10 protein-coding genes are annotated in these 16,659 nt (G+C 38.8%); 9 read left to right on the top strand and 1 reads right to left on the bottom strand.

Annotated elements, in window-relative coordinates; translation table 11 throughout:
* The first annotated feature begins 86 nt into the window (after positions 1 to 86).
* The 9 genes from COMX_RS04005 to COMX_RS03965 all read left to right on the top strand — a co-directional run bounded on the left by COMX_RS04005 (position 87) and on the right by COMX_RS03965 (position 12,829).
* A complete protein-coding gene (locus tag COMX_RS04005) occupies positions 87 to 3,023 on the top strand; it encodes a virulence factor SrfB (protein WP_034337273.1) in 2,937 nt (978 codons plus the stop codon).
* 17 nt (positions 3,024 to 3,040) lie between these two features.
* The gene (locus tag COMX_RS04000; protein ID WP_034337271.1) at positions 3,041 to 5,668 is read left to right on the top strand and encodes a virulence factor SrfC family protein; all 2,628 of its coding nucleotides are present in this window, start codon (positions 3,041 to 3,043) and stop codon (positions 5,666 to 5,668) included.
* 1 nt (position 5,669) lies between these two features.
* The gene (locus COMX_RS03995; RefSeq protein WP_034337263.1) at positions 5,670 to 6,797 is read left to right on the top strand and encodes an SEL1-like repeat protein; all 1,128 of its coding nucleotides are present in this window, start codon (positions 5,670 to 5,672) and stop codon (positions 6,795 to 6,797) included.
* Positions 6,794 to 8,788, top strand: coding sequence for a vWA domain-containing protein (locus tag COMX_RS03990; protein ID WP_034337260.1), 1,995 nt, complete (start codon positions 6,794 to 6,796; stop codon positions 8,786 to 8,788). The genes COMX_RS03995 and COMX_RS03990 overlap by 4 nt, the downstream gene beginning before the upstream one ends.
* Positions 8,789 to 8,790: 2 nt before the next feature.
* Positions 8,791 to 9,501, top strand: coding sequence for an ABC transporter ATP-binding protein (locus COMX_RS03985; RefSeq protein WP_051461852.1), 711 nt, complete (start codon positions 8,791 to 8,793; stop codon positions 9,499 to 9,501).
* Positions 9,491 to 10,714 (top strand): ABC transporter permease, encoded by a 1,224-nt coding sequence (locus COMX_RS03980; RefSeq protein ID WP_034337258.1) that lies wholly within the window; start codon positions 9,491 to 9,493, stop codon positions 10,712 to 10,714. Before COMX_RS03985 ends, COMX_RS03980 begins: the two co-directional genes overlap by 11 nt.
* A complete protein-coding gene (locus tag COMX_RS10625) occupies positions 10,711 to 12,261 on the top strand; it encodes a formylglycine-generating enzyme family protein (RefSeq protein WP_051461851.1) in 1,551 nt (516 codons plus the stop codon). Before COMX_RS03980 ends, COMX_RS10625 begins: the two co-directional genes overlap by 4 nt.
* A 7-nt stretch (positions 12,262 to 12,268) precedes the next feature.
* Positions 12,269 to 12,514 (top strand): hypothetical protein, encoded by a 246-nt coding sequence (locus tag COMX_RS03970; protein WP_034337255.1) that lies wholly within the window; start codon positions 12,269 to 12,271, stop codon positions 12,512 to 12,514.
* A gap of 87 nt (positions 12,515 to 12,601) precedes the next feature.
* Positions 12,602 to 12,829: a hypothetical protein gene (locus COMX_RS03965; protein ID WP_034337252.1), complete on the top strand. Its 228-nt coding sequence runs from the start codon at positions 12,602 to 12,604 to the stop codon at positions 12,827 to 12,829.
* Positions 12,830 to 12,884: 55 nt separating this feature from the next.
* Here the strand turns inward: COMX_RS03965 and putA are convergent, their stop codons facing one another.
* The gene (putA, locus tag COMX_RS03960; RefSeq protein WP_034337250.1) at positions 12,885 to 16,526 is read right to left on the bottom strand and encodes a bifunctional proline dehydrogenase/L-glutamate gamma-semialdehyde dehydrogenase PutA; all 3,642 of its coding nucleotides are present in this window, start codon (positions 16,524 to 16,526) and stop codon (positions 12,885 to 12,887) included.
* Positions 16,527 to 16,659: the final 133 nt, after the last annotated feature.

Raw genomic sequence — 16,659 nt, 5'->3', positions numbered from 1 at the left:
AATAAATTTATAAAATTAATATTGTTTTCTGCTTTAATTATAGTAATGAATACTGACTTTTTAATCATTAAGAGAGTAAAGATCGTATGAACCGCACTATTACGCTTATTCCTGACAGTGGCTTGCAATTTTGGTCCTTCGCTTTTTCTACTGAGCAGATTAAGAATATTCGATGCTGGTTTTGGGAGGAACGTGACGGTGAATACGAAGATGGCAGACCACGTTATATATTGCATGCCTTACAAGAAGACCAAGAAACAGGGGTTATCAAAGACCCCTTGACGGGCCGTGCTCCTCCAGAAGATCAAATTTATGATGTGACCTGGAAATCAGTGATTCAATTCTTAAAGAATCAATGGTTGCCTTTACCTTTTTTTGCATTGCTTTCTTCTGAACAGGGTGGCAGTAAAGTATTCCGTAAAGGGCCAGGAAATTGGGTGCGAGGTCGCTTTGCAGAAATGGAAAAAGATCAAATTCATCTTGATCTTGTTTTTGATACGACTTTAGAGGAATTATCCGGTGACGGTTTATATAATGCACCGACTTTTGAAGATAGCCAACGCCAAGATCATTTTAAATTTGTTTCTTCTTTGGGGGATATTGCTTGGTTTTTAAACGAGGCTTGGGTTGGAGATTGGCTTTTAAAGGTTCAGCAAGAAGCTCAAGAGAAATCAGAGCAAAAATCTTTTACAGATCGTTCATATTATTGCTGGCATTATGCAGTTTATCAAACCCTTTTGCAAATTCTGCAAGAAATTCAACAAATGCCAACTATTCATTTATTAGACGGTGGTGCGGCTAAAAACCTTCAAAATATTGTTGAAGTTGATTTAGTATTAGATTTAGGTAACTCAAGAAGTTGTGGTATTTTAATTGAAGATCATTTGGGGCAGGATTTAAATTTCTCCAGCAGCTATCCTTTGGCACTCAGAGATCTTACACGTCCTTATTTAGAATATGATCAACCTTTTCCTAGCGCCATTGAGTTTGCCAAAGCGAATTTTGGTAATGATTTATTGTCTCGTCGTTCAGGCCGTGCCAAAGCCTTTTTTTGGCCCAGTCCTGTCAGGGTAGGGTTTGAAGCAGCTCATTTAGCAGGTATGCGTATAGGAAATGAAGGGTTAACAGGACTGACGTCTCCTAAACGGTATATTTGGGATGGACGTTTATCTCTGCAAAGTTGGCGTTATAATAGTCGTTCTATTAGTGATGGAGGTCGAATTATTGATCCTCCTGTAAATGGACCTTTTATGGCAATGATATCTCCTGAAGGACGTGTCTTATCTGATGAAGAACGCCTATCAGGGGAAAATATCGCGACACAACCTAATTTCTCTCGCAGTTCTTTATTTACCTTTATGTTTGTCGAAATTTTAATGCAAGCGCGCTTGCAAATGAATTCTCCACAAAACAGAGAACAACGTCAAGATAAAACCCTAAGGCGCAGGTTACGATCCATTGTTTTAACAATGCCTCCTGGCATGCCTGTTGCAGAGCAAAAAATTTTACAAACCAGAACCAAAGCAGCCATTGATTTATGTTGGAAAATGTTGGGTTTGCCTTGGGATACACGCCCGCAGTTACAATGTCGTTTGGACGAGGCTACAGCTACGCAAATTGTTTGGTTATATAATGAAATTACTGAGCGTTTAGGGGGGAATGTGGATGAATTCATGCGCTTGCATGGTCGCCTTCGTCCTGATCCTGAGATAAACGATCAAATGCTGCCCTCTATCAGAGTGGCTAGTATTGATATTGGCGGCGGAACAACGGATTTAATGATCAGTTCTTACCATGTTCCTTCAGGAGAAACTATTTGTCCTAAACAGGAATTTCGTGAAAGTTTCAAAGTAGCTGGTGATGATATATTAGAACATGTAATTACCAATGTTGTATTGCCTCCTTTGGCAGAAGCTTTGGAAAAAGCAGGCGTTCAAGATACTCAAGTGTTGCTTAGTCGTATGATTGGTCAAGATTGGGGGGGGCAATCAGAACAAGAGCGCCATCTTAGGCGTTTATTCGTCAGTAATATTTTGGAACCAATCGCGATTGCTGTTTTAAAAGAATATGAATCTCTTACGGATAGAAGTATCGAGGGGTTAAATCCTTTTTATGTTCGAGATATTTTAGGTAAAGATAAAGAGAATATTGCCCGATCTGCCAGTTATATTCATCGTCAAGTCGAGTTGGCTGGAGCAAAGAATTTTGATATCACCGATGTTAAGATTGCTGTTAAAGTTCAGCATGTAGAGGCTTCTATTTCTCATGTGATGGGAGAGGTAATCTCTAACCTTTGCGAAGCAATCTGGGCGTATGATTGTGATGTGTTGTTGGTCTCGGGTCGTCCGTCTCGTTTCAGACGTATTGTTGATATGATCAAGGCTGCAATGCCTGTGCCGCCTCATAGAATTGTTGGAATGTATCATTATAGAGTAGGGGCATATTATGCATTTCGTGATGAGCGAAATCGGATTAGTGATCCCAAGACAACCGTTGTTGTTGGGGCTTCATTATGTTTGCAAGCAGAAGGAAAGCTTCAAAATTTTGTGCTCAGAACGCGTGATTTAAAAATGTATTCCACGGCACGTTTCTTGGGTCGTTTGGAGAAAAATGGACAGCTACGAAATAAAAATGTTTGGCTTTCAAATATAGATCTAGAAGGCAATAACAACGAAGAGGTTGGTTTTACCATTCAAGATTTTGAAAATACGACACGTATTGGGTTTCGTCAGTTGGGAATAGAGCGTTGGCCAGCCTCGCCTTTATACACGTTGGAATTCGGTAATTTTCCTGGATTTAACAGAGTAGCATTGCCTTTAACGGTTAAGATTGTCAGACAGGATATTGATCTGGACAAAGAGCAAGCGCAAAATGATTATTCAGGCAGAGAGCAATTTAAAGTGGCAGAAGTCATTGATCATAATGGTGAACAATATCCTCCACGTATTTTATCTTTGCGTTTGCAGACCATGCAAAATGTCGAGGGATATTGGCGTGATACAGGTCGCTTTACGTTGGCTTAAGGAAAGAAATAATCAAGATGGTTGAAGATAATCAAACAATAATAAAAACACAACAAGCCCGTAATGGTGATGTATTAAAAGCATCTGAACAAACCTTAACTTGGTTTACAGAAAATCCCAAAGCAATTAAAGGGGATGGGGAGCGTCTAAATGCCAGTTTAAGACGGTTTCGCAGGCAAGCGCGCCAACTAAACAGGGCCTCTCATCAACCTCCCGCCATTGCTGTCTTTGGTGCTTCTCAGTCAGGGAAATCGTATTTGGTCTCAAGTCTTGCTACGAAACCAGGGGAAACCTTGGTGGCTCATTATAAGGGTGAAAAACTAAATTTTCTACAAGATATGAACCCCCAAGGGGGGAATGAATCAACGGGATTGGTTTCTCGGTTTACGACGAAAACGCCGACCATTGTTCAAGAGGATATGCCTGTTCCTTTGCGCCTATTATCGGCAGCAGATATTATTAAGATTTTAACTAATACATCGCTCGAAGACTTTAAAGTCAAAGAGTTATCTATGGAAGAAGCAAAAATTGATGCTTTGTTTAATACCGCAGTAGCTTCTGCCAATGCCCAAAATACGATTTTAGATTTGGATGATGTAGAAGGGTTATTTGAGTATTTACAGGCTTTATATCCTGACTATCAGCGTTTAGAAAAGCTTGGTGAAGGATATTGGCAAAAATTAAAAGAGATGGTGCCATCTTTACCAGCAAGTGAATGTGCGGTTTTATTTTCGCCTTTGTGGAATGGATTGCCTGAATTTACCAATTTGGCACGCTCTTTATTTATGGTCTTAGAGCAAATGGGGCAACCTGATTTTGTATATTGTTCGACAGATGCGCTGCGCCCTAGAGAAAGAAGCATTTTAAATGTAGAAACGCTTTTTACCCTTGGTCAAGCTGACCCTGGCGATGCGATTACTTTATTGACTCCAAATCAGAAAAAAGTAACGATTAATCGTTCTATTGTCACGGCTTTAACAGCAGAAATTACAGTCCCTGTTGGGGATGCGCCCTGGCCATTTTTACAAGAGACAGATTTGCTGGACTTTCCAGGGGCAAGGTCTCGGGAAATGATTTATGATGCTCAAGAGTTTCTTGAGGCTCCTGAGGCTTTGGGACGTTTGTTCTTACGTGGCAAGGTTGCTTATTTATTTCAACGTTATGAAGCTGAACGTGAAATTTCCGCCATGTTATTATGTATTGGGGATTCAATTCAAAGTGTATCCACATTACCAGGAATGATTGATGGTTGGATTAAAACCAGTATTGGTGCAACCTCGGCTGATAGGACCAAGCAAAGAGATAATTTATTTATTGTTTTAACCAAGTTCGATCGTGAATTTGAACAAAAAGAGGGAGATGCTCCTTCATCGGGTTCAAGGTGGACAGCAAGAATTAATGCGAGCCTATTGGATTTTTTTAAAACGAGTAGCTGGGTAGAAGATTGGAAAAACAGTCGACCTTTTAATAATATTTATTGGTTGCGTAGCCCTGCGATAAGCTTTCCTGCTGTCATGGATTATCAGCATATTAATAATATCTCCAAAGAAGCAGGAATAGCCTCAAGAGCTCAAACACTGGTTGATACGATGAAACAAGCTTATTTAGCTAATGTCTCTATTCAACGTTATGTGGCTGATCCCGAACAAGCTTGGGAGGCAGTATTAATGCCTAATGATGGAGGTATTACCTATCTTGCCAATGCGCTCAGTAAAGTTTGTGATGCGAATTTAAAACTAGAACAAATTGCAGCACAGACCAACCAGTTTAGTGCTAATTTATCCAGATTTATTGCACCATTTTATCATAGTGGTAATAAAGAAGAGGCTATTCAAAAAGCTTCTTTGGAAGCGCAAACCATTGCTCGTTCTTTGATGAGGTGTGTTGCGGCGCAAATGTTTGGGCCATTAATATCCAGCCTGCAAGTTACCAGAGATCAAATGATAGAAGCTTGGCGCAGTTTGGAAACGCAGTCGGCTAATCAGAGGTTTCTAATGGGCAGGGCCAGTGATGTTGATAGTTTGTTCCAAGATATGTTTCCTGATGCAGAAGACGTAAACATTCCACAAAGCACAGAGGTTGAAGAACCAGCAACAGCTAAGGATCGTCATGAACAATATGCTGATTTGGCATTAGCTAAATGGAATAGTGTAATGGATCAATTTGCAAGCCAAGAGTATGTGGCTGATACTTATCAAATGCCATCAGAGCAACTAACCGCATTGACTGCCGAAATTGCTTTATTATCCAGAAGGCTAGACCTTAGAGATCAATTAGCAGATAAATTGCGTAAAAATGCTTCTTTGACAGGGAGTTCGTCGTTAAGAGGTGAAACGCAGGCTTTATTGGCTGAGATAGAGATTGGTAATTTTGTGAATTGGCTGGGCTATTTTAATATAGCTTTGGAACAACGTCCCATGACCAGAGGGTTAAAAGGTGAGCATATTTTTGCCCCTAAGGAACCTTTAAAAGGATTATTATTACCCGAGCAACCGACACCTTATAATGAGCGTTTTGTTAGAGATTGGATTTCTGCTTTGGTATGTCGTTTTGAGGAAAATGCTGGGGCTTCTGATTTAAATGGAATTGATCCAGCAGCAAACGCGTTATTAGGTAAGATTATTTCTGTATTGGAGCAAAGATAAAATGAGTTCTCAGTTAAAGGTTTCGGCCTCAGCACCAGGGGAAGCAACAATCATTCTTGTTGGTAAGGCATTACATTATGGAGATGTTTTAACAATTTCTTTTCCTCAGTTCTCATCTATTTCTTCACAGAAAGTTATTCAACAATCCGTTGTTGGTGATGATTTATTATTGATTATTGATGCAGATAGTTTGGGTGATATTTTAGAACCTGATAGTCCTTACCAAATAAAAGTACCAGAGCTTGAAATTACGAGTACGGTCATCTGGCCAGAAATCGTTGGAAAAAGAGGGGCAAGCACAGGGGTAATCAATACGACGAAAGCTTCGTCTCCTTCCAAAGTGAAAACACCTATAATAGAAGAAGAACAGCCAGCTTCGTTGTCTTTTGAAACAGAACCACAAACATCCTCTTTACCCTCATCTTTGATAGAGGATACTCATGAGGAACAAAAGACCGATTATTTTACTCAAATACAAAATAAAGATGATAAAGAAGAAGATGCACCTTTGGTCTCTGAACCATCTAAAAGACATCAATCTTCTGTTCCAGTCATTTTATTAAGTATTCTTGGTGTTTGTCTTTTATTGGCGGGGGGAGCAATTGCGTATATCAAATTTTCTAAGCCTCATTCTGAACCCACCAAAGAACAAATAGTTAAAAAAGAAGAACCCAAGAAAGAATTACCTAAGGCGGCTGAAACAAAACCGCCTGCGCCAGTGCAGCCTCCTAAAGCAGAACCTTCTTTTGCAGAAAATTTACAGAAAATGTCTGTGCCTGAAGTAATTGATAAAGCTCCTAATACAGTGATGATTACTCAGGAAGGCAAGCGCCGTTTAGAAGCCAAGCAATTTGACGATGGGATTTTATTATTGGAAAATGCAGCCGCTAAAGGGGATACTTTGGCGATGCTTAAATTGGGGTTATTATATAGCCCTGTTGATTTTAAAACTGGGGGAGCTATTCCCAGTCCTGATATGAGAGAGGCCGCTCGTTATTTGCAAAAAGCAGAAGAGGGTGGCCTAAAGGATGCAACAGCTCCAAGAGCAGCTTTAAAAGATTGGCTTACAAAAAAAGCGGATGAAGGTGACGATATGGCACGGTTAACTTTGAAGGATTTTTGGAAATGAGTTTCAATAATTTTAAGTCATTATTAAAAGTCAGTGTATCTGTTTTTGGTTTAATTGCAGGGGGAATAGTTGCTTATGCTCAAAGCTCTGAGCCTACTCCTTTATCTCCAACCGCTAAAAATAATACAACGTCCAAAACACCTTTATTAATAGAAGGCAAACATAGTCTATATCAGCGTATTATTACCCGTCCTGGTGGGATTATTTCCCCTGAGCCTTCACAAGAAAATTCTAAGCCTTTAGAAGGATTTAAAGTTTTTTACGTGTATCAGCGTCATAAAGATGATCAGGGTAAAGAAGACTGGATACAAGTTGGCACGGATCTGCAAGGCCATATTGCAGGGTGGATTCCAGTCGATAAATCGATTAATTGGTCTCATACTTTGGTGGGAGCATTCACCAACCCTGCGGGCAGAGAACGTTCTTTATTTTTAAAGACCGAGCAAGATGAAAAACAACTGATCACTGATCCTGATACCGCACAAAAAGCCAAAGAATTAACTCAGGCAGCCTTGTCTGGAAATTCGGATAAAGTTGTGGCGATGGAGCCCACTAATTATGTGGATATTACCAAAAATTTCTATTTGTTGCCGATCTTGGATGCACAGCAAATAGAACGCCCAAGTGGCCCACCTTTGCGTTTATTGCACGTCATTTCTGCACCTACACAAACTGGAGGTAGTCAAGTTAATGCTTCACCTGCAAATTTGCGAAATTTCAAAGCCAATTTGGTTTTTGTGATGGATACAACCATCAGTATGGAACCTTATATTGAGGAAACACAAAAAGCGGTTAAATCGATTGTCAGTCGCATTCAAAACACGGCTGTAAAAGATAATTTTCGTTTTGGTTTGGTTGCGTATCGCGATAGCTTAAATGATAATCCAGATTTGGAGTATGAAACAAAAGTATTTGCTAAACCAGATTTTTCCAAGCCAATCGATGTGATTAACGATTCTATTTCTATTGTTCATGATGCCAGCGTATCGTCTAAATCTTATGATGAAGATCCAATTGCAGGTATTAAAACAGCTTTGGATGAAATTGACTGGGATCAAGCAGCTGGTCGCTATATCATTTTAGTCACTGATGCTGGGGCTAGGGGGGCAGATCACCCAAACAGTATTACCAAGCTTGGGATCGAAGAAATTCACCAACTAGCTGAATCTAAAGGTGTTGCTGTATTTGTTGTGCATTTATTAACACCGTCTGGGCAGAAAAATAATAACCACTCAAAAGCGGAAAAACAATATCGTGCATTGAGTAAATATGGCACCGCAGGTTCATTATATTTCCCAGTCAAAGGGGGAACCCCAGAAGCTTTTGCCGAAGTCATTCAAACATTGTCCACATCATTATTACAACAAGTTTCTAATACTACGGGTCGCCCTGTTGCTGGATTAAATCCAGATACTAAAAATGCCAAACAACAAGCAATACAAAAGCAATTACAAGTTGTTAGTCAAGCGATGAAGTTAGCTTATGTTGGTAAAGAAGAAAAAACATCTGTTCCTGATGTCGTATCCAGTTACACAACAGATCGCGATTTGACTAATCCAATTAAGAAGTCTGTCGAAGTTAGAGTGTTGTTAACTCGTAATCAATTATCTGATCTGGCACAGGCTTTACAAATTATTCTTAAAACTGGGCTGGCTGGTCGTACTGAACCACAAACCTTCTTTACTCAATTGCGTTCCGCCTTTGCAGCCGCGGCCAGAGATCCATCTAAGATTGCGCAATCTCAGCAAATTGGAGGGATGTTAGGCGAGTATTTACAGGGATTGCCTTATAAATCTGATATTATGAATATTTCTGAAAAAGATTGGTTGGCAATGGGTGCCATTGCACAAAGAACCATATTAAATAATGTTGAAAGTCGTTTGCGTCTTTATCAAGAATATCAAGCACATCCTGATTTATGGGTAAATCTTAATGGAAGCAATGATCCTGGTGAAGCTGTCTATCCTGTGCCTTTGGAAGCATTGCCATAAATATGTCAGGGGTTCAGAAAAAAGAAATTTTTAATCTCGAAAAAATATCTCGTCAATTTACAGGCGGTATATCCATAGAGATTACCAAAGCGCGTATCATGCTAGGGGATAAAATTCTGATTTCAGGCCCCTCGGGTTGTGGAAAAAGCACGATGCTGGGAATGTTGTCTTTGGCATTAAAGCCAGACCGAGGGAAAACATTCTTGTGTGATCAAATAGATATTCTTCAAAAATGGAAGAATAATAAACGTGATGACCTGGCGATACTGAGGGCTTCGTTATTTGGCTTTATTCCTCAGACAGCAGGGCTTATACCTTTTTTAAATATCCAAGAAAATATTTCAATGCCTCAACGTTTGGTTGGAAAAAAAGATCAGGACTGGTTTTTCTATTTAGTGAATAGGTTAGAAATTAATCAGATCCTATCTCATAAACCGCATCAAGTTTCAGTTGGGCAACGCCAAAGGGTTGCAGTTGCCAGAGCTTTAATTAATCACCCTTTAATTGTGTTGGCAGATGAACCCACTGCCTCTGTACACCCATCCCTTGCGGATGGAATATTAGAGTTGTTGTTGGAAACAATTGAAAAAACAGGAGCTGCTTTGATTATGACTTCGCACGATACAAAGCGAACCCTACAATATGGGTTAACCGAAGTTCCGTGCGAGCTGGATCAGGAAAATCAAATTACCAGGTTAAGTTATGAAGTATAAATTTTTTCATGGATCACTCTCAGCGAAACTAGCTTGGCAAGATCTAAAAAGTGAACCGATTTTATCGCTTTGTCTTATATTGGGTATTGTTGCTGTTCTGGCTCCTTTAATTGTAATCGCTGGGCTGCGAAGTGGCGTTTTAACCAGTATCCGCCAAACATTATTAGAAGACCCTCATGCTAGAGAGATTGTCAATATTTCTAATCGCAGCTTTACAGATCATACATTAAAAGAATTGGCCAACAGAAAAGATGTAGAATTTTTAGTTCCAAGAACCAGAACTTTGGCTGCCAGTCTTTTTATGGAAAAGCAAAATGATCCAGGTTCGGGTCGTCATATTATGTTGACCCCTACAGCAAAGGGTGACCCTTTGTTAAAAAATATTTCTTCTTTTATTCGTGATAATCAAGAGGTTGTTCTATCATCTTCAGCTGCGGATCACTTGCATCTTAAAAAAGGGGATGAGGTAACTGCTTATTTAAATCGTATTTTGAACGGCGAGAAACAGCAAGTGCAATTTGTATTAAAAATTGTAGCAATTGCACCATCTTGGGTAACGGATCAAGATACTGCTTTTTTAACTTTGCCTTTGGCAATAGGAATTGAAAATTATCAAGATGGCATCAAAAACTGGCCAGCACAATTAAAAGACTTACCAATGCCAACGCAAGGCGCGTATTCTGGATTTCGTTTATACACACATAATATTAATCAATTGCCCGCTCTGGACACATATTTACGCCAGTCTGGCATTGATGTTGTCTCTAAAGCAGGGGATGTCGAGGGGTTGCTCTCTCTTGATTATCGTTTGTCATTGCTTTTTATCTGTGTTGCTTCTTTGGGTGGTGTGGGATTATGTATTTCCCTTGGAGCAGGGTTATGGGCTAATACCGAGCGTAAAAGAAAATCATTGGCGTTACTCCGCTTTAATGGGTTTAGTGCGATGGATTTAATTTTGTTCCCAATGGTGCAAGCCGTTGTTCTTGCTTTGGCGGGTGCGATTATAGCACTCGGGGCTGCTTATGGGGCGGGACAGTTAATTAATGTTTTATTTAGTTCGGTTTTACCCCAAGGACATTCTTTATTTTTATTAAACAATTGGATTATTTTGGGATCCTTGGGGCTGACCTTAGTGGGCGGGATTATTGTCAGTTTATTATCAGGTAACAGAGCCGCAAAAATTCAGCCTTGGGAAGGGGTTACTGCATTATGAAGCGTATTATTTATAGTTTAGCCATTGCTTGGGGATTATCCTCAATATCGGCTGATGCAATTGATGCTTCATGGCCCAAGAATTTGATAGATCCTCATCCAGCTGCTGATGATTTTACTTTGCCGATGCCTTGTGGAGGGGCAATGGTCTTCAGAGTGATTGAAGTGCCTTCAGAAGGTGGTGTGTTGGATGATATTCCTGTGCAAATGGGGCAAACCAGTACTGAACAAGGTTATAGTAATTATATTTATCAATCTCCGTTATCAGCGCCATTTTCATCATCTAAAGCTGGGATGAAATTTTATTATATTGGAAAATATGACGTAACGCGCAACCAGTATGACGCTATTATGAATAGTGGAACCTGTCCTAAACCTGATCAAGCAGGACAAAAGGCTATGAACAATGTCTCATGGTTTGATGCTCAAGATTTTTCTAAAAAATGGTCTGTTTGGTTACTACAAAATGCTAAAAATGTTTTACCCAAAAGGGATAGTAGCTATAGTTTTATTCGTTTACCAACCGAAGCTGAATGGTATTATGCTGCACAAGGTGGGAATAAAGTAAGCAATACCGAATTTTTAGAACCGACATGGCCTGTGCCCGAAGGGATAGAGCAATATGTGATGGCAGGATCAGAGCTGGCAAACGGTCAAGTTCAAGCCGTTGGTGCAATGAAACCTAATCCATTAGGATTATATGATATGCTGGGTGAAGTTGGGCAAATGATGCAAGATTATTATCATCTGAATCGCGTTGGGCGTTTACATGGTCAAACGGGAGGTATTATTGTCAAAGGAGGCAATTATACCTTTAATCCCTCTGATTTAAATACAGCCTTGCGCGAAGAAATTCCATTATATGATGCAAACAGTAACGAACCAACCAAACTTGCTACTATGGGTTTTAGAGTAGTGATTGCAGCACCCAGTTTAGGTAGCTTACAGGAAACGACACAAGCAGAAACTCAATTTACAGAGCTTTTGCAGAAGTCAGAAAATGTTACTTCGAATACGCATCAACTTATTAATAATTTAAAGTCACAAAGTACCGAAGCAACTACGAAAGCTGGTTTAGATCGTATTGCTGCTCAACTTGATTCCGATGCTAGAGCTAGAAATGATGCGCAAACTGCGACAATGCGTGCGCAGATAGAGGCGGCTTCTGCGTTAGCAATGAATATTTGGGAACATCAACATACTATTAAAATGCTAGAGGAATCTTTATCAACGTTAAAAATGCTGAATGACAAGCAAAAAGTTGGAATTAGAGCCAATATAAACAATCATAAAAAAATTATGAAAAGCTCTATTGAAGGATATTTAGATCTGATCCGACAAATAGCTGATGCACCTTCTGTAATTGATAAAAACAAACAATTTGTGATGGTGCATTCTGCATATAAAACCAGACAGTTGGATAATCTTGCCTTCTTTGCTGATCAAGCACAAAATTTACTTTCTTTGCCAAGAAAACAATGGAATGTTGATTTTGTCACTAAACAAATCAGCGATATTCCACCAGCACAAGCACGGGATAAGGAATAAGTTGTTAATGGATTTAAATATGAAAGAGGAAATAGAGTTTTATCAAAAAGATGAACCTAGAAAGTTCAACCTTCAAAATGATCTAATGGATGAGTTTTATTATTTCTTGGGATATTTAACGTTTCGGATGAATAAATTTGAAAAATTGTTATCTTATTATTTGTTTTTGCAAGAAAATATAAAAATAGCGGACTTATTACGATATAATATAGATTTTAAAAGAAAAATTTTTAGAACAAAGCGAAGAGTATAATAAAAAAATAACGAAAATTACGCTAGGTCAATTAATTAAACAGTTAAAACAATTTAACAGCTCTAAATTAAATTCTTTATCTGAGGAGTGCAAACAAAAAATATTGAAATAGAAAAACGTTTTGATGGACTATTGGATTTTAGAAACGATTTAACACATAGAATTTTTCCAGAAGCCTTTTTAGATGATTGTAAAAATATAAGACGGAATCCAGCAGAAGAAGCAAAGAGAATTCTTGCTTATTTAGAAACCTTAAGAACAGGATCTGCTTTTTTTATTAAAGATATTTTGTTTTTATTAGATGTAATTGATTAAATTACGCAAAAGATATTTAAAAAGAAGGATTAAAAAATCCTTCTTTAATTAGTAATTACTCAATTGTCATTAATGATGCATTACCACCTGCGGCAGTTGTGTTAATACTGGTGGACTGTTCCTCCATAAGGAAATCACTTGGGTTATATATTTCATCAACGATAAAGGCTGAAACGATACCATGATTTGTAAATGCCAAAGTTTGACGTGCATTTTCAAATTCTGGGCATGCATTCTCCCCAAGAATAACCACACAAGGGTTTTCGTCTGCTTTTTTAACTTTGGTAATTTCTTGTTTAAGGAAAAGAGGAAGTTGTTCATACCATTCTGTGATTTTATCATTAGCAAGAATATTTACAGAATTCCCCGCACCCAGAGCCAAAGTGATTTGACGCATTAAAATATACTCTGTTTTGGCAATACATAGCACAGTTCCACGAGGGGATAGGCTATAGATATTTTCTTCGCCAACGGGGCCTTTAAGCTCTATTTTTGTACCGACAAGTGTATGGGATAAAATTTCATGTGCAACAGGCAAGAAATCTTGTTTATATTGCTCAAGCCATCTGATCCATTGTTGAGCAATGGTTGGAGGGGTTTGTTTAGGTAATAAATCATAAGAAGGAGCTTGCTTTAATAATCTTCTTATAATAAAAGGTGCCCCAGCTTTTGGACCTGTTCCAGAAAGTCCATGACCGCCAAATGGTTGAACTCCAACAATTGCACCAATAATATTGCGGTTAATATAGATATTACCCGCATGGATTTTGCTGGTGGTATGTTCAATCATTTCATCAATACGTGAATGAACACCGAAAGTTAATCCAAAGCCTGTTTTGTTGATAGTGTCGATGAGGCTATCAAGTTGATTTCTTTTATAACGGATAATATGTAAGACAGGACCAAAAACTTCATCAGGAATATCAGAAATTTGATTAATTTCGATAATCGTAGGCATCATAAAGGTACCATTTTTTGTGCCGTCAGGTAAAGATAATGACCATACTTTAAATCCTTTACCTTTCATATACTCAACATGTTTATTTAAACGATCCAAAGCTTCCTGACTGATGACAGGGCCAACGTCCGTTTTTAAAGATATAGGATTAGCAACAGTCAACTCTTCTGTTGCGCCGCGTAACATAGTAATCACACGGTTAGCGCAATCTTCTTGGACACATAATACACGTAATGCAGAACAACGTTGACCAGCACTGTCAAAAGCAGAGGCAATAATATCAACGACGACTTGTTCAGCCAAAGCTGAGGAGTCAACGATTAGCGTGTTTTGTCCACCTGTTTCAGCAACAAAAGGAATAATATCACCTAATGGAGATCTTCTGCTGGCCAAGCCTTTTGAAATCTCACGTGCTACTGCGGTAGAGCCAGTAAACATAACGCCATAAACGTTTTTATGAGAAACCAGTGCTGCACCAACGTCGCCTTTACCAGGTAAAAGTTGCAATATTTCTGTTGGAATACCTGCTTCATGTAAGATCTGCACTGCTTTGGCTGCGATCAAGGGTGTTTCTTCGGCGGGTTTTGCAAGCACTGGGTTTCCTGCTGCCAAAGCTGCTGAAACTTGTCCAAGGAAAATAGCCAAGGGGAAATTCCAAGGGCTGATACAAACGACAGGCCCACCCAAAGCAATATGGGTTTTATTATCATAAGTCTGAGAAATCGTTGTGCCATAATAACGTAAGAAATCAACAGCTTCTCTGATTTCTGCTAAAGCGTTAAGAAAGGATTTTCCAGCTTCACGAACAATCAATCCCAGCAAAGGATATATTTGCTCTTCTAGCATATCAGCTGCTTTTAATAAAGGGGCTGCTCTTTCTTTAGGAGTGGTCGAGGCCCAACTTTCAGCAGCCTTAACAGCAGCTTGAAAAGCTTGATCAATATCTTCTTTAGATGCCTCAATTACTGTACCTACTTTATCTGTGTGATCAGCAGGATTTAATATGTCAGTTGGTTTAATTTTTGATTTTTTAACTTTACCTGCAAGAATAGGCAAACATTCCCATTCTTTTGGAGAATCTTTTAATGCTTTTGAAAGCGCTTGCAGGGTAAATTCGTCGTTAAAATCAATCCCTTTTGAGTTTAGTCTTTCTTTACCATAAATATCTAAAGGCGCTCTGATAGAAGAATGTTGACTTCCGACAGGATTAATTTTTAATGCTTCGGCAATCGGATCCGAAATAAGCTGGTTAATGGAAATAGAATCATTTCCAATTTGGTTAACAAATGAAGAATTCGCACCATTTTCTAACAAACGACGAACTAAGTAGGCCAATAAAGTTTCATGCGTTCCAACAGGAGCATAAATTCGACAAGGTCTGGATAGATGTTCTGCTTGAACTACTTTATTATATAATTGTTCACCCATACCGTGTAAGCATTGAAACTCGTATTGTTCTGGGTCATAATTTTTACCAGCTAGAGCATAAATAGTTGTTAAGGTGCGTACATTATGTGTAGCAAATTGCGGGAAAACCGCGTCACGATGCTCAAGCAGTTTACGTGCACAAGCAATATAGCTTATGTCGGTATAGATTTTTCTGGTATAAACAGGAAAATCAGATTGTCCTTCTACTTGAGCTTTTTTGATTTCACTGTCCCAATAAGCGCCTTTGACCAATCTAATCATCAAACGGCGTTCCGTACGACGTGCTAGGTCAATTAAATAATCAAGAACATAGGGTGCTCTGCGACCATAGGCTTGGACAACAAAACCAATACCATTCCAATCTTTTAATTCTGGATGATGACAAATAGATTCCATTAAATCTAAAGAAAGTTCCAAACGTTCACTCTCTTCAGCATCAATATTAATACCTACATTGTATCGACGTGCCAAAATAATTAAATTGGTGAGTGTTGGGAGCAATTCTTCCATGACTCTGTCATGTTGTGCGCGAGAATATCTTGGGTGTAATGCAGATAATTTAATCGATAAACCAGCACGTTCGTAAACAGTGTTTCCTTGAGCAGAACGACCAATAGCGTGCAATGCATTCTCATAGTCAATACGATAACGTTCGGCGTCTTCTTTGGTGATTGCAGCTTCGCCTAACATATCATAGGAATAACGAAATCCTATTTTTTCTTGTTTTTTACTGTATTTCAAAGCTTCGTCAATCGTTTGTCCCAGGACAAATTGCTCACCCATCATACGCATTGCGCGATCAAGGCTGAGGCGAATAACCCCTTCACCTTGGCGTTGTACTAATTTGGTGAGTGCAGCTGCTAAATTGCTTTCTTTGACTGGGGTTACTAATTTACCTGTAACGGCCAATCCCCATGCGGCCGCATTCGTAAATATGGGTTTTTTGAACCCTGCGTGAGAGGTCCAATCCCCTGAGCTTATTTTATCACGAATAAGTGCATCACGTGTTTCTACATCAGGAATACGTAATAATGCTTCGGCCAAACACATCAATGCGATGCCTTCTGCTGAAGACAAAGAAAATTCTTGAACGAGTGTTTCTACACCCTTTAGGTTACGATGATTTCTTAGATATTGTGTTAATGCTTTGGCATGATTTGTGATTTGCTCATTCACAGCATCAGGCAAGATTACTTGTTGAATAAGCGTTTGAACACACTGAGTTTCAGGAATGCGGGTTGCCTCAGTGATTTTGTTCCTTAAATTACCTTGTTGGTGTAAAATATCATCAAATTGAGAAAAAATGGACATGGGAGACCTTCGAAGCTGCAAACTAAATATAATTATGATTATGTAGTTTCTTACATCAAATATCTGCTCAATTAAATAGGATTTATATGGTTTTGATGGGTTTTTATTAAACACTTTAAGTTTATTTATCGAT

This window comes from Commensalibacter papalotli (ex Servin-Garciduenas et al. 2014) (genome assembly GCF_000527695.1).
GTDB classification, from domain to species: domain Bacteria; phylum Pseudomonadota; class Alphaproteobacteria; order Acetobacterales; family Acetobacteraceae; genus Commensalibacter; species Commensalibacter papalotli.
Note: the sequence above shows the minus strand (reverse complement) of the source record. Positions and strands in the feature narration are given on the sequence as shown.